The 23206-nt window shown below is 37.7% G+C and carries 21 protein-coding genes; 8 read left to right on the top strand and 13 right to left on the bottom strand.

Annotated features, from left to right (window positions below; translation table 11 throughout):
• Nucleotides 1-171: 171 nt before the first annotated feature.
• The 6 genes from M1E96_RS18185 to M1E96_RS18210 all read right to left on the bottom strand — a co-directional run bounded on the left by M1E96_RS18185 (nucleotide 172) and on the right by M1E96_RS18210 (nucleotide 5930).
• Entirely contained in the window at nucleotides 172-795 is a 624-nt protein-coding gene (locus M1E96_RS18185) for a fimbrial protein (protein ID WP_319067141.1), read from the bottom strand.
• A gap of 55 nt (nucleotides 796-850) precedes the next feature.
• A complete protein-coding gene (locus M1E96_RS18190; RefSeq protein WP_140182730.1) occupies nucleotides 851-1600 on the bottom strand; it encodes a fimbria/pilus periplasmic chaperone in 750 nt (249 codons plus the stop codon).
• Between the two features lie 129 nt (nucleotides 1601-1729).
• Nucleotides 1730-4234, bottom strand: a complete 2505-nt coding sequence (locus M1E96_RS18195) for an outer membrane usher protein (protein ID WP_319067143.1) — start codon at nucleotides 4232-4234, stop codon at nucleotides 1730-1732.
• Nucleotides 4235-4301: 67 nt separating this feature from the next.
• Entirely contained in the window at nucleotides 4302-4829 is a 528-nt protein-coding gene (locus M1E96_RS18200; protein ID WP_070925400.1) for a fimbrial protein, read from the bottom strand.
• Between the two features lie 83 nt (nucleotides 4830-4912).
• Complete coding sequence (locus M1E96_RS18205; RefSeq protein ID WP_319067146.1) at nucleotides 4913-5434, bottom strand: fimbrial protein; 522 nt, start codon at nucleotides 5432-5434, stop codon at nucleotides 4913-4915.
• A 127-nt stretch (nucleotides 5435-5561) separates the two neighbouring features.
• On the bottom strand, nucleotides 5562-5930 hold the full coding sequence (locus tag M1E96_RS18210; protein WP_319067148.1) for a helix-turn-helix domain-containing protein: 369 nt from the start codon (nucleotides 5928-5930) through the stop codon (nucleotides 5562-5564).
• A 1210-nt stretch (nucleotides 5931-7140) separates the two neighbouring features.
• Here M1E96_RS18210 and M1E96_RS18215 point away from each other — a divergent pair.
• The 3 genes from M1E96_RS18215 to M1E96_RS18225 all read left to right on the top strand — a co-directional run bounded on the left by M1E96_RS18215 (nucleotide 7141) and on the right by M1E96_RS18225 (nucleotide 10717).
• Entirely contained in the window at nucleotides 7141-7998 is an 858-nt protein-coding gene (locus M1E96_RS18215; protein WP_337979600.1) for a hypothetical protein, read from the top strand.
• The gene (locus M1E96_RS18220) at nucleotides 7977-9032 is read left to right on the top strand and encodes a pyridoxal-phosphate dependent enzyme (RefSeq protein ID WP_369427271.1); all 1056 of its coding nucleotides are present in this window, start codon (nucleotides 7977-7979) and stop codon (nucleotides 9030-9032) included. Before M1E96_RS18215 ends, M1E96_RS18220 begins: the two co-directional genes overlap by 22 nt.
• 284 nt (nucleotides 9033-9316) lie before the next feature.
• Nucleotides 9317-10717 carry a PepSY domain-containing protein gene (locus M1E96_RS18225; RefSeq protein WP_337979601.1) on the top strand — a complete coding sequence of 467 codons (1401 nt, stop codon included), beginning with the start codon at nucleotides 9317-9319 and terminating at the stop codon, nucleotides 10715-10717.
• Between the two features lie 140 nt (nucleotides 10718-10857).
• Here the strand turns inward: M1E96_RS18225 and M1E96_RS18230 are convergent, their stop codons facing one another.
• From M1E96_RS18230 to M1E96_RS18255, 6 genes are all read right to left on the bottom strand, one after another.
• Nucleotides 10858-11631, bottom strand: coding sequence for a DeoR/GlpR family DNA-binding transcription regulator (locus M1E96_RS18230; protein ID WP_070925393.1), 774 nt, complete (start codon nucleotides 11629-11631; stop codon nucleotides 10858-10860).
• Between the two features lie 32 nt (nucleotides 11632-11663).
• Nucleotides 11664-12092, bottom strand: a complete 429-nt coding sequence (locus M1E96_RS18235; RefSeq protein WP_319067154.1) for a PTS sugar transporter subunit IIA — start codon at nucleotides 12090-12092, stop codon at nucleotides 11664-11666.
• 123 nt (nucleotides 12093-12215) lie between these two features.
• On the bottom strand, nucleotides 12216-13022 hold the full coding sequence (locus M1E96_RS18240; protein WP_070925391.1) for a BtpA/SgcQ family protein: 807 nt from the start codon (nucleotides 13020-13022) through the stop codon (nucleotides 12216-12218).
• Nucleotides 13023-13033: 11 nt separating this feature from the next.
• Entirely contained in the window at nucleotides 13034-14347 is a 1314-nt protein-coding gene (gene sgcC, locus M1E96_RS18245; RefSeq protein WP_283125911.1) for a PTS sugar transporter subunit IIC SgcC, read from the bottom strand.
• Between the two features lie 131 nt (nucleotides 14348-14478).
• Complete coding sequence (sgcB, locus tag M1E96_RS18250; protein WP_070925389.1) at nucleotides 14479-14769, bottom strand: PTS sugar transporter subunit IIB SgcB; 291 nt, start codon at nucleotides 14767-14769, stop codon at nucleotides 14479-14481.
• Complete coding sequence (locus M1E96_RS18255) at nucleotides 14766-15887, bottom strand: M42 family metallopeptidase (protein WP_140182738.1); 1122 nt, start codon at nucleotides 15885-15887, stop codon at nucleotides 14766-14768. The genes sgcB and M1E96_RS18255 overlap by 4 nt, the downstream gene beginning before the upstream one ends.
• A 441-nt stretch (nucleotides 15888-16328) precedes the next feature.
• On the opposite strand from M1E96_RS18255, the gene M1E96_RS18260 reads away from it, so the two are divergent.
• Nucleotides 16329-16607, top strand: coding sequence for a GNAT family N-acetyltransferase (locus tag M1E96_RS18260; RefSeq protein ID WP_139158614.1), 279 nt, complete (start codon nucleotides 16329-16331; stop codon nucleotides 16605-16607).
• 28 nt (nucleotides 16608-16635) lie between these two features.
• Nucleotides 16636-17529: a pirin family protein gene (locus tag M1E96_RS18265; RefSeq protein WP_337979602.1), complete on the top strand. Its 894-nt coding sequence runs from the start codon at nucleotides 16636-16638 to the stop codon at nucleotides 17527-17529.
• A gap of 427 nt (nucleotides 17530-17956) precedes the next feature.
• Here the strand turns inward: M1E96_RS18265 and M1E96_RS18270 are convergent, their stop codons facing one another.
• A complete protein-coding gene (locus tag M1E96_RS18270; RefSeq protein ID WP_140186398.1) occupies nucleotides 17957-18511 on the bottom strand; it encodes a tyrosine-type DNA invertase in 555 nt (184 codons plus the stop codon).
• A 682-nt stretch (nucleotides 18512-19193) separates the two neighbouring features.
• Between M1E96_RS18270 and M1E96_RS18275 the strand changes: the two genes are divergently transcribed.
• From M1E96_RS18275 to M1E96_RS18285, 3 genes are all read left to right on the top strand, one after another.
• Nucleotides 19194-19718 carry a fimbrial protein gene (locus M1E96_RS18275; protein ID WP_140182742.1) on the top strand — a complete coding sequence of 175 codons (525 nt, stop codon included), beginning with the start codon at nucleotides 19194-19196 and terminating at the stop codon, nucleotides 19716-19718.
• A 228-nt stretch (nucleotides 19719-19946) separates the two neighbouring features.
• Complete coding sequence (locus tag M1E96_RS18280; protein ID WP_319067161.1) at nucleotides 19947-20492, top strand: fimbrial protein; 546 nt, start codon at nucleotides 19947-19949, stop codon at nucleotides 20490-20492.
• 20 nt (nucleotides 20493-20512) lie between these two features.
• The gene (locus M1E96_RS18285; RefSeq protein WP_337979603.1) at nucleotides 20513-23191 is read left to right on the top strand and encodes an outer membrane usher protein; all 2679 of its coding nucleotides are present in this window, start codon (nucleotides 20513-20515) and stop codon (nucleotides 23189-23191) included.
• The last annotated feature ends 15 nt before the right edge of the window (nucleotides 23192-23206 follow it).

Genomic DNA, 23206 nt, shown 5'->3' on the forward strand with positions numbered 1-23206 from the left:
TAGATATCACAGGTTTTTTCGACTACTGTGACTTTAACGGTCAGGGTATAGATTTCCGCCATAACGAAATTAGAAAATAAACACAATATTCCCAGTAGTAATCCTTTCGCACTTCCAGTCATTAGACATGAAGGGAGGCGGCATTTTGTTATATTCATGTCGCATTCCTACTTAGTCATACAGCATTTCAAAAGCAATTAAGGCTGAATATGCACCCGGCTGTAACTGCCCCGTTCGGACAGGAGTCACATAATAAGTCAGCTTACTTTGTCCTGAAGGCAATAACTGAGGTTCACTTTCTTGCCCTAGGGGTAATAAAACTCCGCTTGGTGTCGTAATCGCGAGTCCCAAGCCTTTTACACCGCTTACGCGAACAAAATCGTTGTAAAAAGGTACCGAAGGCGCAACAAATCGAATTTTCACAGCTGGCTGAGATGAGCTCCAAGCCGTCATTCCAGTTTGGACATTTTCAAGTCGAGTTGCGGTTTCTAAGCAATCCACTAACTCAATCTGAAGTGGTACCGGTGCTCCCTTACCATTATGTTGTAAAGTCGCTATGTCTATATTTCCCATGTCTATCGACTGATAGCTTGAAGTCATAGCCAAACGACATGGACTTTCAGTTAATGAACCTTTGACATAAACAATCCCATGCTGCCCATCAACATTCCAGTTATCAACTGGACGGTAAATACTGCGATTGCTGTCCTCTGCCTGACTCGGTAAAGCCATACAGCTCAACGCTATGGTTAATAAGCCGTATCGAAAAAAGTTTTTTCTCTGTAAGCCTTTCATTCTCACTCCTTACTGCCAGTCAGTATGAGCCCCGTTAGTCAGGCACTCATTTGAATTATTCGCTTTTATCATTTGGTACAACCTGACAACTCGACGCCTGACAACGGAAGGTCAAATTAGGGCGGCCACCATAATCATTGATATAAGTCAGCACAGGGTTATTCCCGAGTTGATTCACGCTGAGGCCTAAATCATCTTGTCCAAACGGAGGCACCATAACAGGTGTAAAGTCTTTTCCATCAGAGGCTTTACCATTGGTCGTTGCATTAATAATCGTGACGTAATACGGCGTTGGATTTTTCACGATATAACGCTCACCTTGTTTATCTAAGGTTAATTTCTCTTGCCACGGCGCATTATTTTGTTCTGGTATTATCGCTTTCGGTCGATAAAATAATTTAACTCGTGTTTGTAGGGCTATTTGCAATGTATTAGGCTTATTACTTTTAGGTGGTACTTCCCGTAAATTAAAATAAAATAAAGATTCACGATCTTGTGGTAATGAATTAATCGCAGGTAACGCTTCAATTTTTATTTGGCTTGATTTACCTGGTTCTAAACGCTGCACAGGTGGTAATACAACTAATGGCGATTGAATTTTCTGCCCTTCTTTATTTTCAATCCATCCTTGAGCCAAATAGGGCAGCTGTTTATTATTATTTGAAATATTCAGTGAAATTGATTTTTGTCCACCGTCAAAAATAATACGTGTTCTATCCATTGATACTGCTGAATAAGCAGAGCTACTGAATATTGCCAAACTGATCAGGCTGATCACGGCACGATAAGAAGTCGTTAATTGCATTGTTATATTACCTTTTATTTCTATGTTTTCTCTTAAACTACACGCTGTATATGCATGCAATTTTTTGAGTTTATTTGGTCACTTTGCTCGCAAATAATATTATTGTTTTGCAGTCATCATTGAGACAGGTTACGTTGTTGGTGCACATGGCAGCAGTAATACATCCTGTAACGAACCAAACTGATTAGGAAATGTTACCTGGCACGTTTTATCCTCTCCCCAAGTCACCGTCATCACACTTTGAGGGTTAATACCGCTAATATAAGCACTTCCCGCATCACCAACGATCCCTGTATTTTGTCCTTTACTATTTTGTATTTGAGCGCCAAATGGTGGATGGCTACCATCCGGCAACCGCAGAACCGTCATTGCTTTTTGCCCTGACACCACAGCAAAATGGCGATAACCCACAGCACCTTCCGTCAGTGTCGCCTGCACGACTGATTGTTGTGCATCGACATTGTCTGGCAGCATATTTAAATCAATTTGGGCTTTGTTACGGTAGTAACTACTCACATCACCAACAACTGCTTTACCAAACATATTGGACGTGATTGGTGCGCCTATCCCTTTGATTGGCACATCAGAGACGCCATCCGTATCAACTAACATGCGCGTTCCACCAAGCGTATTGAGACGATGCAAACCACCGCCTTCTGGGGTTAGCGTCATCCCACCGCTGGCCGATAAACCAAATGCGCTGTATTGGTTATGCATATAACTCACATTAGCCGTTAAGCGTGCAACATCAGCTTGATGGGTAACGAACGCACTCCCTGTTCCACCTTTTCTGCTACTGCCTGCACTTAGTTGATAGGTTGTTCTATCATTAATACGATCATAATATGTCGCTCGATTGGTAGTATCGTAACGGCTACTACTCAACGAATAGCCTACATTAGCACCATTGTTTAATGGAAATGAGGTTGAAAGATATAAGCTGTCATCATTAACACCGTTATAAATACTTCGATTTGCCGATAAGTTAATACTGACATTTTTTATTGGGCCAATATCGATATATTTCGATAGCATAATGCTGTAATAATCATTATCTGGCTGATCCCAATATGTTTGGTGGTTATAATTGAGATATAACGACATACCTAAATCACCAAAATTTTTATTCAGTGATATCGTATATAACTCTTTACTTCCTCCATAGCGCTGACTTGTTTTTAATGTATTTAAAAAGTCAGACATCGACATAAAATCACGCTCTGAAAAACGATAACCCGCAAATTGAATCGTGCTATCAATTGACTCAAAACGTTTCGAGTAATTTATACGGTAAGAACCACCGTTTAAATTTCCCATGTGCGGTAAGCGCGCAAAGGATTGGGTAATATCAAAAGATATGGCTCCAAATGCTAATAGATCGCGCCCAATACCCAGTGATAGCGCATTGTAGTTTTTACTGTTAAGACTACCACCAAATAATGACCATCCATTATTTACCCCCCACGAAAACTCTCCGGTCACAAAGGAGTCTCCCTCACTGTGACGCAAGTAATTTGTTGGCTGGCCTAATGCGACTTTATATTGAATTTGTCCAGGGCGTGTTAAGTAAGGTAAACTTGCTGTATCCACTTGAAAAGACTGAGTTGTACCATCTTGTTCTTCAACTGTAACATCTAATTTACCGCTAACCGCATCACTTAAATCTTGAATACGAAAGGGTCCTGGCGCAACCTGTGTTTCATACAATACTCGTCCTTGCTGACTCACTATCACTGTTGCATTCGTTTTCGCAATTCCTGTCACTTCAGGCGCGTAGCCACGCAAGTTTGGCGGGAGCATATTCAATTCAGAACGAATACTCGCCCCGATAAAACGGAATGAATCAAAAATATTAGAAACGAGATAATCTTCTCCCAGCACTAATTTTGCAGCGAGTGATGGGAGCGCTCTATAGGCATAAAATCGATTCCAATCAAAATCCTTATTAACTGCATCACCTGAGCCTGTAATATGATTTAAACGCCCCTGCCAATCTGCACGAAAGCGCCAAGCACCTAGGTTCACGCCAACGACACCATTTCCATTTAATGCGTAGCTATCGCTATTACTACTATAAGATTTAGTGGCATTACCATTCACGTTATAGTCCAACATTAATGCGGTAATTCCTTCATCCCAACGTGATGGCGGATCCCAGTTAGGCGCAGTATACTCAAGGTAAGCTTGTGGAATACTCACATACAATGATGACGTCGCTAAATCCCCACTAACCTGCATCCCCGGTAAACTCTGTAGTGCAAGACACTCCCCATCATGCCACCAAGTCAGCTCTTTTTTGGCCGAGGAAGTTAATCCCAGCTGCTCCTCGATCTCCGTGGATATGCAGGCTTGACTTGCTTGAGGGTCATCCTCAGGAGAATAAAAAGGTACTGATACTTCAGAAAGTTGTTCGCCATTTACCTTTAATGTAAAAGAATAGGTGCCTGGCATAATATAACCAGCCCGAGAAAACTGCTTTAAGTCGATGTTATTTTTATCTTCTAAATCCAATACCTCTGTATTGAATTCAATTGTTTCAGTAGCCCATAATGGAGTCGATAAACCATACATTGAAAAAATAATGGCTAACCCTAAACTACTTAAGCGAAAATATATAGGTTGTGATGAAGACATAAATAACATCCCTAAAAATCAAATCAGGCGAAATACAAACTAAAAAAAGAAACGTGATTTTTTATAATTAGTAATAATCGAGCTTAAAACGCAGGGCACTTTGATATTCCCCTGGGCGTAGAGGGTTATTATCGGAAACTAACCTCAATCCATAACGCAATACCAAATTTCCAGATGTCATCGCTTGTTTTTCAGTCGTTTTTCCAGGGTAAATCAACTGTCCGTCAGCATCTTGTAATAACAATGCCACACCACGAGCATCTCCAGAGACCGTAAACCAATCACCAGAAGCTGGACCATCGAAAGTCACAGTAAAAGCTTGCCATGGCGATCCCATATAAGGCGTTAAAGTGCAGTCAATTAACATGATAGAAAAAGGGTGAATGGGGCCTTGCCCTTGCTGACGTATTGTTCCTACAGGTAAAACGCCCATATCAACAACCTGTTCATAAGAGCCAATATCAATCGCACATGCTGAATCAACAATACTGCCATTCATATTAACGCTTCCCCATAATGGAGATTGCGCCTGTACACTCGATGAAATGGAAAATTGACTAACAAATAACAGTACGCTGACAAAGATAGCTTTCATATATGGCATCCTTCTCTCTCAATAAATCCCCTAACAAATTAAAGCGTTAGGGGAAATACATCATTAACAATAACTAATTACGATTAGTTATATGCCAAAGTAAAGTTGGTGACAGCTTGGAAGCTACCAGGCACTACTGTCGCATCAGATAAACCTTGCAAAGCCGCTTGAAAACTTAATGTATTGTTTCCAGAGGTATAAGCACGCTCAACAGTTGAATCATTAATATTAATTTTCGCACCTGATTTATTCATCAAAACAACGCCCGCACCAGATGCATCACCAGTAATTTGGATCAATCCGGTATTGCTACCATTATTAACCCATTCAGTGCCTTCAAATTTCACTTCAACCATATTGTTATATTTTTGTGTCACGCCATCTTTATCTTTATATTCGGCATTCAATGTGCAACCTTGTAAATGAATTTCAAAAGGTTGAGCAGAAGACATTCCACCTGTTTGTAAAGTCACATTAGACACTTGTCCTAAATCAATTGTTTGGCTTTCATCACCAGGTGCAATTGAACAAGGCGCTTCAATAATAGACCCAGTAAAAGTTACTGTACCTTTACCCGCATCTACCGCTATAGCAGAAGCACTCATTGCGCCAGAAATTAATGTCGATAAAATAATTTTTTCATTAAATTAAGTTCCTTAATTGAAATAATACAACAAACCTTTACTAAGGTTTTCAGTAAAAAATAAACACCTTAAAATTTAAAAAATACTCTTAAGAAAAAACCCCATTATTTAACCCTTGATATTTCAAGTCATTATCAAGAGGAAAAAAAATATTATAACAACGGAAGCCAATCTCATTATTTTCTTCAAAAACATTCACAAGAACATTTTTAAAGAAAGCATCAACTGATATTTCCAAATAATGTAAAAGAACCATTAAATAATCTAATTTAATTGCACAAATACCACATTCATAACGAGATAGTTGCTGCTGAGAAACACCAAGATAATCTGCTAATTCTTGTCCAGTTAGCCCTCTACGCCTTCTTAATCTTTTGATTTCCTTTCCAATTTCTATGGTAAAAATCTTCTTATCATCAATAAGTAATTTTTGATTTAACTCTATATTCTCTAACACACCTATTAGTCTCTAAAGCTTAATTTAGCTACTGAATTTACGTTTATCTCATAGAATTAATCACGATGAGATCGACAGCATAAAATAACGCAAATAAATTCGAAAAAAGTTCAATGCATCAAAAAAGCTCAACACATGTCACACCTAAAATACTCTGGATGAGCGTAATTTACCTAACCCAAAAACTAACGTCAAATGAGTAAAAAACATACTAAGAGAAAAAGTGAAATTTAATAAAAAATCAAAACAAAAACAATAATTATCAATAATATCAATATATTAAAACATAAATCTCAAATATTTTTTAAAGAAAAAAAGTCAAATAAAGAATAACCCAATAGTATTAAAAGTCGCCATGACTGACATGTTCACACCAAAACAGCATAAAATGCCAAAAATAGTAAACAGTCATAATTATTACATTGTAAAAATAATTACCGTAAAAATAAATTATTTATTATCAATAAGATAAAATACAGCAACACAGAAAGGAGCCGCATTAAACCCAAAATAAGAGTAAAAAGAACAAAAACCAAACAAATAGATTAAAATATCATAAATTATGATATAAATAGATTTAAATTCTGACTTTAAAATTAAACTGAAAGGGTTTTAATGTAATAAATACATAATATGAAATTAAATTTAAATTCATAGAAAAAAATAGTCTATTTAGAGTTGAAAAAATTAATATATATTTAAATTATAAATAGAAATGATTTTTATTTTTATAGAAAAAACAATCCTTTTGGGATACTCACAATAAGATAATTGCATTTTTTAGTTTTTACTTTCCCCTAAAAAAAGCACTTCAAATTAAATTCCCTACCTTAAAATTTGCTTGGCCACGATAAAAAATCTCATTTACCTTTTAGATAAAATATGATTACTAGCTATTTTTTCTAAAAGAACATTTTCTTAACATCATCTAAAGGCCCCCAACAATTTGTAGAAAATCCACATGTCAGCAACACTACACGACGATCGAATGAAAAATTAATAAAAATGTTAAATCAGAAATTTTTCATAATCCAATAACCAATAAATTTAATAATGATCATTTATTGACCTGATACTCTTAATTGTATCAGAAGTAGTTACAGATATTAATTAACATATCTATAACTGTTATAAATCAATAATAGAGAAATTATTTTTCAATATAAGAACACCTAGCACTGAACATATTGAGTATGACAAAGGAAAAAAAATGGAATCGCCCTATTACATAGCAAAGTGTTGCGGTACATTAGGAGAACTGTATCAAGGCCCATTTTTTAATAAGGATAATATAGAAATATCTGTTATTTCAGCATTATCAAATAATTCAACTTATGCACAATTTATCCCTGATAAGGCATGCAATCTGGCCAAACTAGAAAAAGAAAAAGTTGCAAAGTCATTATCGATATTTTTTGAAAAGATCGCGATAAAACAACTGACGGGTCACTGGGATTTTACTAGTAATATTACGATTGGTGTAGGTATGTCTAGTTCTACTGCTGATATTATATCTGCCTTGAGGTGTGTCAGTAAAATATTTGGGATCCGTTTAACATTGGACGATATAACTACCTGCCTATATGGTGTAGAGCGCTCAGACTCAGTATTTATTGATGTTCCTTGTTTATATTTAAGTCAACAACAAAAAATTATTGATATTTACAGACCTTCAGGAAGAATTTACTGCATTTATGGATTAGAACATAAGACAGTCGATACAACGCAAACTCGTGACATATTAGTATCTTATTACCGAGATGAACGGAAAAATTATCAGAAGCTATTGGAGCGTGTACGCCAAGCCTATTCTGTTGGTAACAAAATGCAAATTATTGAATGTTCAACAAATAGTGCTGAATTATCACAAGGTATATTGCCTAAACAATTTTATCACTATTTTAAAAAGCAAATTAAAAATAACCTTGCAGATGGCATGGTCGTCGCACATACAGGCTCACTACTTGGTTACCTTTATTATTCACCACCAGATAGGGATACTTTAACTTTCGTGTTTGATTTCATCAAAACACATGGGTTACAACCGTGTTATGGAGAAATATTTTGATATACGACCATATCGCAGAGGCGCTCAAAGAACCTAAAATTGTGAAGCTCGAAAACAATTTTTATCTTGCTAGGTTTGAGTCGATGAAAATCTATTCAACGCTATATGCCGTAAAAAGCCTTCTTGAGCGGGAAATTATTAATCGACATTCTATCCTTATTGACAGTTCCAGTGGAATATATGCTTATGCGCTAGCACTCGCTTGCCATAAGTATCAATTAAAATGTCATATTATCGCCTCAAAAACAGTAGAATCCTCAATGAAAACTCAGATTGAATTATTAGGGGCTTATGTTGAAGGCGTTCCATCCGCTGGTAGTTTAAAATTAGATCAAAGTTATCGCGTTGAAAAAGTAGAACAATTATTAAAAGAAAATTCCAATTATTATTGGATGCAACAATATCATGATGATATTCATTATGGTGGGTATGAAGCATTCGCTAACATTATTCTTAATGATATTAATACAGAAAAACTGACTATATTAGGTGGGATCGGCTCGGGGTGTTCAACCGGAGCGTTAGGGATATTTTTACGCCAAAAAGGCATTAAGATAACACTGTGTGGAATACAACCTTTTGGTAGTGTGACATTTGGTGCCCAAGATGTTTATGATCCTGAAATAATTATCGCAGGCATTGGTAGTGCTATTGATTTTCGTAATGTGAAATATGAGAACTATGACTCTATCGATTGGCTTTCTTTCGATTGTTGCCTCAGCGGTACTGTCGAATTAATCAAGAGATATGCCATCTATGCAGGTCTATCTAGTGGAGGCAGTTATTGTGTTGGAAAGTATCTCTTTCAGCGCAATCCCAGTACCCCTTGTTTAGTTATTGCTCCTGATACGGGTCATCGATATGCAGGGAGTGTTTTTGCTCGTCATCATGAAGCGAAACCACTCGAACAATTTAAACCTCAAATTATCAATCATGCCAATGAATTAGCACTACCTTGGTCACGTTATTTGTGGGATAGAAAAGAAAAAAGCCATCTATGTGAATTTACTTCACTAATACATATAGAAAGCTAAAATAATTATCAAGACTAGTTAGTATTTTAAATAATGAATAGTTATCGCATCAAGAGTGAATTTAATTTTAAAATATAAAATCCTAACTTACTTATTAATTAAAGAATATTTTGTTAAAGACATACTCCATTTTCTTTTTAATTAACTAATTTTTTAATAAGCTTAAATTTACTTATTACCTATTTTAAAAGCATCATGAATTATAGATACAATCAATTTGTTACAATATAAATCATAAATTAGAATTTAATTAATCCAACAATTGACTGATATTGAGGTAAATCATGCAACCTTTAGATCGTCGCTCACTAACTGCGTTAGTACATCGCTTACATTTTTATATTGGTATATTTATAGCGCCTTTTATTTTTATTGCAGCATTAACTGGCTTTATATATATACTCTCCACTCAATTTGAAGATATTATTTATCGTGATGTTTTAACGACACAGCCCTCTGGTAATAGTAAGCCACTCTCATCACAAATCTCAGCGGCTCGCCATTATGTTGGTGAACAATACTTTATTCATAAAGTACGCCCAGCACCTCAACCAGACGAGACAACCTACATTCAATTTATGTACCCAAATCTAGAATCGGAAAAATTGCGCACTATCTTTATAGATCCCTACTCACTGGCAATTAAAGCTGATTATTTTTTCTCGCCTGTTTCTGGTTTTTTACCTACACATACATGGCTAACGAAATTACATACCGAACTTTATTTAGGAAGCGTTGGACGACATTATAGCGAATTAGCAGCTTCTTGGTTGTGGGTTTCTGCAATTACAGGTGTAATTTTATGGATAAATCATCGACGTAAGCACTTATCAAGGAAAAAAAGAAGTCCTTTTGCTTTTACTCGACATTGGCATATAACCCTCGGATTATTGTTATTTTTAGGGATGTTATTTATGTCTGTAACAGGCCTGACATGGTCAAAATGGGCTGGTGATAATATAAATGCGCTACGTACTTCATTCGATTGGTTAACTCCACAATTGAATACTAAATTAAAGTCTGAAAATGAAGCCGTCATTTCAAGTCATAATCATGGAGATCATCAACATGAAGATCATAATCATAAAGGCTTACAGTCGCAGAATAGCGCGTCAAATATTAATAAGCCTGATTTAGATTGGGAAATTGTTTTATATCAGGCTCGTCGTAATGGAATTAAAGCTGATAACGTGGAAATACGTCAGCCAAAAACAGCGAGTGACGCATGGACGATCACTGAAAATAAACGTGATTGGCCAACACAAGTCGATGCTATCGCGATTAACCCACATGACTATAAAGTCATTGACCATATTTATTTCGACAACTTTCCAATGATGGCTAAATTAACGCGCTGGGGTGTTGATGCACATATGGGAAAACTATTTGGAATGGCAAATAGATTGCTGTTACTCGGTTTTACTTTCTGTATTTGCTGCTTATTACTGCTTGGATATCGTATGTGGTGGATACGCCGCCCCAGTCGTCCACAGAATAACCCATTAAGCACTTTAACTGCATGTTGGCTATCATTATCAATTCCATGGCAGCTATTAATTGTAACACTCACGATTATGCTAGGTTATTGCTTACCAGTATTAGGAGCTAGCTTATTGGTATTTTTATTCATTGATGTATTGCTTTGGAAAAAACATAAAAAAATAACCAATGTTTTTCCTCAATAAATACAAATATACGTTAAATAACTCAAGGTGCAGCTAAGGCGACAAGCAAACGTATCGCTAGCAACATAGAAAATAAGATAACTAGCCTAAGTGAGCGTAATCAACCACGCTGCAACTTGAAGTATGATGAGTGTATTTAACTAATAAGTACATTTTAACTGACATCCAGCTTGCTGATAACGTTGTTGGGTTTCTTTGGATAATCCACTATCACTGACAATGGTTTTTACACAAGATAATGTGGCTACTGCATGGGGCTCAAACATATCGAATTTAGTATGATCTGCAAGTAAAATTACCTCAGGTGAACGAGTAATCAACTTGCGTTTTACACCAACCTCAAACATCGTTGCATTTGTGATCCCCATCTCAATCGATAAGGCATCGCAAGACATAAACACACGATCTACAGCAAAAGCATTCAAGGCTTCCAAGGCTAAGCTTTCACCTACTGTAAAGTACCCTGGTCTAATTAACCCACCAATAATATAACTTTCAACATTTGGAAATGCGCCAAGCTGATTAGCAATTTTTATATCATTACAAATCACTTTGACTTTAATATCACCAAGGCATTTAGCAAGTTCGAGACACGTCGAACCTGAATCGAGGAAAAAGCAATCTCCTTCATGGATCAATTGGCGAGCAATTAATGCAATTTCGCGTTTAGATGCACAATTTAAAGAACGTCTAACATCAAACTGTGATTCTTTGTCTGTTGTACTATCATCAAAATCAATACGCCCATGTGTACGTGTCATACCGGGATAGTGTTCAACGATATATTGAAAATCACGGCGGATTGTCGCTTCTGCACAACCAAATAATTCAACTGCCTGCTGTGTTGATAACTCTCGGCATTTCCACAAATACTGTAACATTTGTTGGATCCGATCAGGTTTATACAGACTCATAAATGGATTTCCTCTGCTTATTAACCTAGGCTCTAGTTTAGTAAAAGCAAAACATCACTCACTGTTTTTGCTGTCCGGATTTTATCGAGTGATAAGGGGCTATCAACCAACTCACTAATACGCTGAATCAATCGAATATGATCATCGCTATGAATGGCGCAAATAGTAATTAATAGCCATACCGGATCACACTCTTCATGGCCAAAAACAACGGGCTGATTTAATGTCGTCAGTGTGATTTGGTTATCAATAACACCTTGTTCAGGACGTGCATGCGGCATCGCAATACCCGGTGCAATCAAATAATAAGGTCCCCAACTTTTTGTATTGTCAATGATACCTTGCAAGTAGGCGGACTCAGCCGCACCGTACTCAATCAGCGGAGCACAAGCTATCGCCAGTGCTTCTTGCCAATCTTGTGCTGTTTGGTTTATTTGGATCCATTTAGCATCATCAATCATTATATATTGACTCCTTTTGGGTTCGGTATACTCTTATAAATAGAGCCCTGCCTACCTTTTGGCGAAGATTGCGGGGCTCACTATTGTTACCTAAGGGGATAAGCTTGTTTGCTTATCTCCTTTTCATTGCCTAATGCTGTGTACTTTCTCCATAAATCTCTCCACTCGAGTTTGGTCAACAAAATTGGCGAAAACGCCATCTTTTTTAAATGTTGTGGCGGTGACACAACCATCAGCAATGCTTAGTTGCTCTTCCACATTTTCTAAACATACCCCTGTGTTGGCAAAAACCACGGTATTCGGCACCGTATCTTTAACTTGTTTTAAAATAGCACTATCGGTTTTAGCGCCAGCTGTCAGCCCTGAAACGCATAAAGCATCTGGCTTATTATTAAAAACGGTTGATTTAGCAATAGAGCAAATATCACGTCCCCCCAAATATACCGCTGCTTCTGGAACAATATTAAACAGCGTTTTTACCTCAGAAGCCCCAATACGATGTTGATGACGGATAGTTTCACCCACATTGGTATTCCATACCCCAAAATCACTGGCATAGGCCCCCGTGAATATTTCTCGAATAAATTTAGCGCCGGTTGCCATAGCTAAATCTAATGATGCAACGGGGTCCCACAGCACATTAACGCCAAAGGGAATACGTATTTCACTCATCAGTTGCCCAATGATCCGTGCCATCGCAGCCGTTGTTTCAGGCTTTACTTGAGTAAGATAAGGTAAGCTGAATTCATTTGAAAACATGACAGCATCAACACCGCCGTTTTGTAGCGCCATTAAATCGTCATAAGCTCTATCGATTACCCATTGCATTCCCTGCTGCGCATTAAAATCAGGATCGCCCGGTAATGCACGCAAATGACACATTGCAATAACGGCTTTTTCCGTTCCAATCACATCCTTTAACCAACTCATATCTACACTCCTTATTCAGGTAATTCACGATTACGTAGAAAAATAACCACACAGGCAACCACTCCGACGGTCACCACAACACCTATCAAACCAAATGACATCAATTCGTATATCGACCAACCAAACATATTACCGACTGATAATGCACTGATTTGTGCCCCATCTGCGGCGAAATCAAAGCCGCCATTACGCGCCATTTCTGTAAAGAAAGGAGCAAATTGGCTCGCAATTAATAAAACTGAGCTCATGACAATCACACCACTAATTAAAGTACGAAGTAAGTCACCACGATGGATCACTGTCGCCATACAAATAAAAAAAGGTGCAACGGGTAGGTCGGCTAGCGGTAAAACGTTATTAAGGGGTAAAACACTGGCAAGCACCAACATGATAGGAATAAGGAGTAAACCCACTGCAATTGTTGTTGGATGTCCTAAAGTCACAGCAGAGTCTAAGCCAATAAAAACTTCACGATCATGGAAATGTTTTTGAAAAAACTTACGAGCACCTTCAGAGATCGGCAATAATCCTTCAACAATTAAGCGGATCATGCGTGGAAATAGCACCATAATCGCGGCAACAGTGATCACTAAGGTTGCACAGCCTTTAAAATCTTCCCCTGCTGCAAGGCCAAATAATAATCCAAGAACTACCCCGATGATCACAGGATCACCGACCATGCCATAGCGTTTCTGGATCGCTTGTGCATCAATACTTTTCCCTTTCAGGAATGGAATTTTTTCATAAATCTTATCAAGAAGGACAAATAAAGGGACTGAGCTGGAGCCATAACCTTGCGGGATCGAAATGCCTTCTAAGCCAACAATCGTTTGAACACGTTTTGCCGTCCAATCAGCCATTTTGAGAGATAAAATAGCATGGCACATCGCTCCTGCAATCCCATAAACTAGGCTTCCTGTCGCCATTTGCACGACCGTACCAGTGATTGCATAGTGCCAATAGTTATAAATATCAACATTCATTGTTTTTGTAAGACGTGTAAACAACAAAGCGATATTCAATAGAAAGATAGTTGGAATGATAACAGCACCAACGGCTGTTGCGTATCCCACTCCAGATGCCGGCCCTGCACCAACATCCAGTACATGAAGTGACAAGCCAAAGCGCTCAATCATAATTTTAATGGGGGGACTAAGGCTATCGATTGCCATCACAATCACTAGCCCCATTCCAACAAAACCAATGCCAACGGTTACACCCGCTTTGATGGCTTGCAGCCACGGAAGGCGAAATATTAAACCAATAATTATCATGACAATTGGGACAAATACAGTACCGCCTAATGAAAGTATATAATCAAACATAACGTCACCTATTAGGTTCTAGCTCGTCATATTTCAATTGCAGTATTGTTGATTTCATTCATTCGCTACTTATCGCATAGTTTTCTACGCTTCTAGCAACTCACTCACTTGTCACCTACCTGCAATTAGAATTATTTAGAGTGTTCTTGTGATAACAATGTCTTAATTTGTTGTTTTAATGCATCATCATTAATCCCTGTAAGTAAAGCTGCTCCATTAAGTGAAGGAACCCCGTAATCGGTGTCTGTTTTCATTGCAGTAATAATTAAATCAACACCGCGACTATTGAGTGGTATTTCATTCAAACAACATTGTGAAGTTGCGACTGAAATACCTTCAGAAGCTAAATAGTCTTGAAGTTTTTGGGCAATCATGGTGGAAGTCGCCATACCCGTTCCACATGCAACGAGGATTTTTTTCATTTTGTAATAACCTCTTGATCATTGTTTGAGTCAGACTCAATAGGAAATTGATTAGCTGGTAATGTCGCTAATGCAGTGAGTAGCCGAATGCAGTCATTCAGATCATTTAAACTGGCCACTTCGGCAGGTGAATGTGTATACCGACAAGGAATAGATAAACTGGCACAAGGGATACCATCTTGCTCAACTTGAATATAACCGGTTTCAGTGATGACTCCTGGGGCAACTTCTCTTTGAACTGGAATTTGATGGTTTATCGCCGTTTTTTCTAATAGCTTGATTAAGCGAACAGGAGTCACTAACCCCGCAAGGGTGCCTCTGCCATGATAGTTGAGGCAGGTGATACCCACTCCACCATTAATAACCAGATCAGAGTAATCATTAAGATCGGGAGTATCGCAAGAAGGGGTGATATCAATACCAATAGCAAGATCGGGCTTAATACGCCTTAGTACAGGCAAGATTCCTCGAATATTAAATTCTTCCTGTACCGATGCAACAATATAAACTGCAATATCAAGATCTTTATTATGAATTGCATTTGCTAGACCGAGTAATGCCGTACAGCCCAACCGATCATCTAGTGCTTTGCTGCAAACCATTTGATTGCCTAGCTCTTGCGGTGGATTATAGAGGGTAATTGCTGTACCAACCTTCACACCCATTCGCTCAGCATCTGCTTTATCTTTTGCACCAATATCAATCCATAGCTGATCAATAGAAGGGGATTGTGTTCTCTCATCGCCTTTGGCAAAGTGATAAGACTTAATACCGATGCAACCCGGTATTGAACCAAACTCTCCAGCAAGGCGCACAACCGAACCCGACATCGTCACTTGTGCAGGCCCTCCGACACGTTCGAAACGAATAAAACCTGATGGTTCGATTTTTCGAACCATAAAGCCAACTTCGTCCATATGTGCAAACACCATTAAACGCATAGCATTAGGTGCTTCGCTGCCATATCGGGCAACTACGTTACCTAATCGGTCCTGCCAAACCTCTTTTGCTGTAGTTTTAAAGTGGCTTTTCATCACATTCGCAATAGAAGATTCGTGGCCTGAAATACCATCTAACGTCAATAAAGAAAAGAGTGTATCTCGAATAGAAAATACCATTGGGATGATCCCCTTTTGATGAAAACGACATGAATGTGAGCGATTTATATGCAAAAAACGGCGGGTTTATTGTGATTGAAATCACTTTACAGAGTTTAAATTAACATTTTGAAATAATTATGTGACAAATACGCAACAATTTCGCTCATCACGATTGTTCAGTAGACAAGCAAATTCGGCTACAAAGGAGGGGGAATTCATTCAAATAATTCGATATGAATGAACAGGTAAACTTAATTGTCTTTGCGATAGATTCTCACTAAGCTAAATATATACTCTAAATAATTCGAGTTTTAAGTAGGCGAAAAGCAAAGATAGATAGGGAGCATAGATAAACTATGTGGCTTGGTGAGCGTAACGTCGTCACTTATACCTCAACAAAAAACCCTACAACTTGAAGTATGACGACTATAAATCTGCTTTCATTACTCGGAGTGTTATATGCTGAATATTCAATCTGACCATACTAGCTTTTTTATTTTATCTGACGATAAACAAATCCGTTTGGCTGAAATTACCTTTGTCTATACGGGAGAAGGACTCGCCATTATTGATCATACGATTGTCGATGAGAGCCTAAAAGGCCAAGGGATTGCCAAACAACTCGTTGCTAAAGTTGTCGAAAGAATGCGAGGTGAGCACCGGAAAATAATTCCACTCTGCCCTTTTGCCAAAGCCATATTTGATAGAACGCCTGAGTATAGTGATATTCGCCAATAGCATCTATAAAAAATATAAAGAGGATAATATGAGCATTCCAACTAATCAGGGTGAACTTAATTTCCAGCAAATTAGTGCACGTATTAAAGATGTTGGCGGATTACCTGTTTCCCGAGTTTTACCAACAAAAGAGCGACGCTTAATTGGCGCTTGGTGTTTCCTCGATCATGCGGGGCCAACTGTCTTTAAAGGTGATTCAGAAGGAATGCGTGTAGCGCCACATCCGCATACTGGATTACAAACATTCACTTGGATGATCGAAGGCGAAGTGCTTCATCGAGACAGTTTAGGGTGCGAGCAGGTGATCCGTCCCGGACAAGTTAATTTAATGACGGCAGGCAAAGGAATTAGCCACTCAGAAGATACCTATGGAGAAAGTCATAAACTACATGCAGTTCAGCTATGGATTGCATTACCAGAGACAGTTAAAGATATCCCTCCACGTTTTGACCATTATCCAACCTTACCTGAGTGGTCTGTAGGCTCAGCTAAATTCCACTTATTAGTCGGTGAATACGAAACCTACAAGGCACCAACTCTATCTTTTTCATCGCTAATAGGGCTAGATATCACCACACGAAGTGATGAAGAAATCGTATTATTGCTACGTCCTGAATTTGAATATGGTATTTTTGTTATTGAAGGAAATGCCGTTATTGAAACTCAGCACAGCCAAACTAATCAATTAATTTATTTAGGTCAAAATCTAAGTAAAATTACTATAAATCTTTCATCTGGAAGTCATCTTCTTTTATTAGGTGGAGAGCCATTGCATGAATCGATTTTAATGTGGTGGAATTTCATTGGTCGTACAAAAATAGAAATAGCCACCGCAATAAAAGAATGGAATCAAGGTAGTACTCGGTTTGGTAAAGTAATCAATGACGATCGTATCCCTACCCCCTCACCATTAATGCCATAAAATAAATCACTCAAGTGGGGAAGACCTACTTGAGTTTTCAATTGAGTAAAATAAACTAATTAGAGCTACCTTAACGCCCCAAAAGTATAGAATATATTTACTTTTCTAAAAAATAATCAGCAAGAATAATCTTAAAATATGACATTCTAATCAATTAAGTTATAATCACTCCTAATTCCAAGCAATATAAATTAAATTATCAATTACAAATTTCTCATTTATTAATACCAATAAATTAACATGTCAATTTGAAATTAAATAATATTAACACTTTAATTGTAACGGCATCTTTCAAAAATAATATTTTTTGCATAATATATATTGAAATCAAAAGAAATAAACATCCTTTAATATCAAGATATGCTTTATATTACCAATGTGATACTGAGTTGCTCATGATTTTTTTTAACTTAAGCATTATTAATAATTAGATATCCCAAATATGGTAAAATCTTTTTACATTACTCGCTGTATAGATAACAGTATGTGAAATGTTTCGATGACCTAAATAATCTTGAATTAAGCGTGTATCGCGCCCTAAATCCGCTAATGCATAACCACATGAATGACGTAGCATATGTGGGTGCGCATCAATCGAAACCCCAGCTTTTTTTCCATAGGTTTTAATTAATCCGTAAACTTGCTGACGAGAAATAGCGCCATTTTTTTGTGATAAAAAAACCCATGGTGAATCTGCCTCTCGCCAATGACGACGTATATTCAGCCATTCATTTAATGCGTTATATTCTTTTTCAACTAAAGGTTGTGTCGTTGATAAACCACCTTTTAAACGTCTCACATAAAGAACTTTTGAATTAAGATCGATATCTTTCAGAGATAAACGACATAATTCACTGACGCGAAACCCATGAATGAAGCACATTAATAACATACAATAATCCCGCTCAGAATAACGTCCTTTTTTAGCTTCACTCAATATTGCGTCTATTTCATATCGAGTTAAGAATTTCCTCTGCTTCATAGTATTTATATCCCATTTAAAAGTAATTTCCTGAAATCGCAATGAATCTAACATAGCAAAACTTTAAAAAAAATAAACTAAAGATTAAATATTAACCAGAAAAAAACACCAAAACACACTACTTCAAAGCTAAAAGTTTAGGATAAATTTGATTATTTATCTTTACCTATTATGAGTAAAACAGATAAAACCGATCGTCGAATTCTAGTTTTTACATTTAAAATTAACACTTTGCACCAAACTGTCCGTATTATTGTTCCATTATCCAATTAAGTCAAATTCCGTGTTAACTCGTGCCCTCTACCTCATAACGCATTGATACAAAACAATTAATTTTATTTTACTTTATTTACACTCTAAAAGTGATAGCGGAATAAAAGTTAAGCCTTCCGCGAGTACGCTCCGCACCCGTTAAAAACATAATAAAATAACAATAATTCATCTCAATAAAGTTATTTATTTCAATAAACATAATTTCATAAAGTTAAAAACTTAATTGGACAATTTGGTGCATATTGTTCGATTTCTTGTTCATAGAAAATAACTTTACTGACTGTGATTTCTATTTGATGCATCAAATTCAAACACATTAGAGAAATCAATAAAGAATAAAAACAGCTAATGAATCCGTTGTTTTTATTTAATTTTTATAACGTCTTTTTATTTAATGGAAATGTATAAAATGAATCTGAATAAAATTGCATTAGTTTTAGGCTTAGGACTTTCAATCGCTGCTGGTGCAGCAAATGCAGCAGACCAAGGACATGGCACAGTGACATTTGTTGGCTCCATTATTGATGCACCTTGCTCAATTACTCCTGAAACATCAGAGCAAATCGTTCGCATGGGACAGATTTCTACAGCAGAATTAAAAGATGGCGGACGTAGTAATTCCCGTGCTTTTAAAATTGCATTAGAAAACTGTACGACTGAAACACTAAAAACAGTACAGACTACTTTTACTGGCGCACCAAGCTCCATCGTTGATGGTTCTTTAGCTATCGAAGGTAAAGCGCAAAATGCAGCTATCGTCCTAACTAACGCAGGTGGAAAACAAATCAAACTAGGTACGGCATCTGACGCTGTAACCCTAAAAGATGGTAACAATGACCTGAACTTTGCAGCTTATATGCAAGGTAACTCAGCGAATGCAGCAACACCAGGCGAATTCAAAGCTATCGCTACCTTCGCTTTAAACTACCAATAACAGTAAAAAGGCCTCAACAAGGAAGTATAGGCCTTATTTTATCGCATGCATATATGATGGATAAAGATACTCTAAATAATTTAAGGTTCAGCTAAGTAATAAATAAGTCGCTAAAAATAGCTAAATTTATGCGATTAACATCAACAAATATAGCCTCTGTACCTTAACGAAAGTGCAGCAACCTAAAATATAACGAGTATCAGTCACTATTTTAAACGGAGTATATCTATGAATCACTTTGGCATTTTAGCCATGGTGTTTTCAGGAATGATAGCCATCCCTGTAAGTGCGAGTGTTCAAACATACCGAGCAATGCAGGGTGATGGATATGTCGCAGTAGAAGGCTCAATTATTGATAGCCCTTGCGCAATTGAGGCAGGGAGCCGTAATCAATCTATTGAATTGAAGACTATCCCCATCAGTCAAATGATACATGATAAACAAGGCCCTATTCGCCCATTTTCTATTCGTTTGATTAATTGCGTCCTGACACCATTAACACCGGGCAAACCTGACTGGCAGTCGTTTGAAATTACTTTTGATGGTTCACATGATGGAGATAATTTCCGTTTATTCGGCAAAGCAAAAGGAATTTCGTTAAAAATTACAGACGAACAAGGAAATCATGCATTTCCAGGAAAACCTCTGCCTGCTCGTAGCATTGAATCAGGTTCAATGACGCTAAATTATGGCATGCGTTTAGTCACAAATAATCAGCGACTTGAGTCAGGGAATTATCAAACCACTGTCCGTTTCAAAATGGATTATTACTGAGTTACCGCGAAGGGACTATTATGGCTCTGTTATTAACAAAAACAAATAAAGTCTTAGCTGACTCAACGCGTCATTATTTTAATCCTATCGCATTAATGATAATTATTGCGTTCGCACAGCCTAATTCTGTTTTAGCGACTGGAAATATTGAATTTAATACGGATATTCTCGATCTCAAAGATCGTGAGAATATCGATTTAAGTGAATTTACGCAAGCCGGCTATATTATGCCCGGCACTTACCCATTTTATATCAGCTTAAATAATAATACACTGCCATCAACTTATGACGTTCCTTATATTGTTTCTGAACAAAATGAGCAAGAAACCGTTCCTTGTTTATCACCTGAGATTATTTCGCAATTAGCATTACGTAATGAATGGCAAAAAAAAGCACAATGGTGGCACGATGGACAGTGCTTAAAAATAGATTCTATTACGGGAATGTCAGCACAAGGTTCTCTTGCAACAGAAACGATTAATATTACTATTCCGCAAGCCTATCTTGAATATACCGCTGAGAACTGGGATCCACCTTCACGTTGGGATAACGGAATTTCAGGAGCGTTATTTGATTATAATATTAATGCTCAAGTTACCGATCATAAAAACTCAAATACCAATCAGCAAATAACAGGTAATGGCGTAATGGGCTTTAACCTTGGCGCATGGCGTTTTCGTGCAAATTGGCAAGCAAACTATAACGATACCACGGGCCAATCAACTGAACGTAGCTGGGATTGGAGCCAATATTATGCTTATAGAGCTATCTCTGAACTGAGTGCAAAATTAACTCTCGGTGAAGAATATTTGCGTTCAGGTATTTTTGACTCATTTCGTTTCCTTGGCGCCAGCTTAGTCTCTGAAGATAACATGCTAGCCCCGAATTTACGTGGCTATGCACCAGAAGTTAGCGGTGTTGCTAAAACCAATGCCAAAGTGACAATAAGCCAAATGGGACGTGTTATTTATGAAACCCAAGTGGCTCCGGGTCCTTTCCGTATTCAAGATTTAAGTGATGCCGTAAACGGTAAACTCAATGTGCGTGTTGAAGAGCAAGATGGTTCTGTTCAAGAATTTCAAATGGACACCGCAACCATTCCTTATTTAACTCGTCCTGGTCGCGTGCAATTTAAATTAATTGGTGGCCGCCCAAGTAATATGGATCACCGTACTGAAGGTCCAGGATTCGCATTAGGTGAATTTTCTTGGGGTGTATCAAATGGTTGGTCGCTCTACGGCGGGCTACTTGGAGCAGGTGACTATAATGCGCTATCTGTAGGTGTGGGTCGTGACCTCATGATGTTTGGTGCTATTTCATTCGATATCACTGAATCTAGAGCAAAACTACCTTCTGATAATAAAACCTATACTGGCGGTTCATATCGTCTTAGCTATTCAAAACGCTTTGAACAATATGATAGCCAAGTCACTTTCGCTGGGTATCGGTTCTCTGAGCGCGATTTCATGAATATGAACCAATATCTCGATCGACGCTATCGTAATTCAGCACAAGATAATACCAAAGAACTTTATACCATCATGCTGAATAAGCAATTTGTTGCACTTGGTCTGAGTGCCTACTTTGATTATAGCCATGAAACCTATTGGAATAGACCAAATACCAAGCGCTACAACCTTTCTCTCTCTAAATATTTTGATCTAGGTAAATTCAAAAATATTAACGTCAGTTTGAATGCCTTTCGTAACCAATATGAAGGTAGAAAGAATGATGATGGTTTATACCTCAACGTTTCCTTGCCAATGGGTGATGCAGCGACCATTAGCTATAACAGCGTGATCAATAGAACAGGTAACTCCCATACAGTCAGTTACTACGATCGATTAGATGACAGAAATAGCTATCGCCTTGGTACAGGTTTAAGTTCACGAGGTAAAGCTACAGCGAACGGTTATTACATCCATTATGGTGATGCAGCGACCGTAACGGGTAACGCCAGCTATGTCGCAGGAGATTACTCTTCCGCAGCTCTTTCATTACAAGGCGGTGCAACATTAACGGGTTATGGTGCGGCACTTCACCGTATCAACTTACCGGGAGCGAGCCGAGTTATGGTGGATACAGAGAATGTTGCTAATGTCCCAATCAAAGGTTTTGGCGCTAACACTCGCACTAACCGATTCGGTAAAGCGGTTATTGCTGATATCAACGATTACTACCGTATGAGTACCAGTGTTGACCTGAACAAGCTACCAGATAATGTTGAAGCCGTGAAATCTGTTCAGCAATTTACCGTTACTGAAGGGGCAATTGCCTATCGTAAATTTGATGTCCTTTCTGGTTTGAAAACGATGGTTCGCTTGGCGCTTGCTGATGGCTCTTATCCGCCATTTGGTGCCTCTATTCTTAATGCTAAAAAACATGAAGTTGGCATCGTCAATGATAATGGCTCTGTATATCTTTCAGGTATCAATCCAAACGAAATATTGGATGTGAATTGGAATGGGCAGACACAGTGTCGCATTCAAATCCCACAGAATATTGAAAGTGTCGAGTTTAATTCACTGCTACTACCTTGTGATATGGATCCAAGTGCAACACCTGTAAATACTGCCACAGCACCTGTAATCCATAATGTTCAGCCACCAGTGACACCTGTGCAAAACATCATTCCTCGCGAACGCTGGTTACTGACGCGACCCGATATTCAGTATTCCGCTGACGATGCATCACTGTAAAGATAAAGCTTAATA

It is taken from the genome of Providencia sp. PROV236 (assembly GCF_033676985.1).
GTDB classification, from domain to species: domain Bacteria; phylum Pseudomonadota; class Gammaproteobacteria; order Enterobacterales; family Enterobacteriaceae; genus Providencia; species Providencia manganoxydans.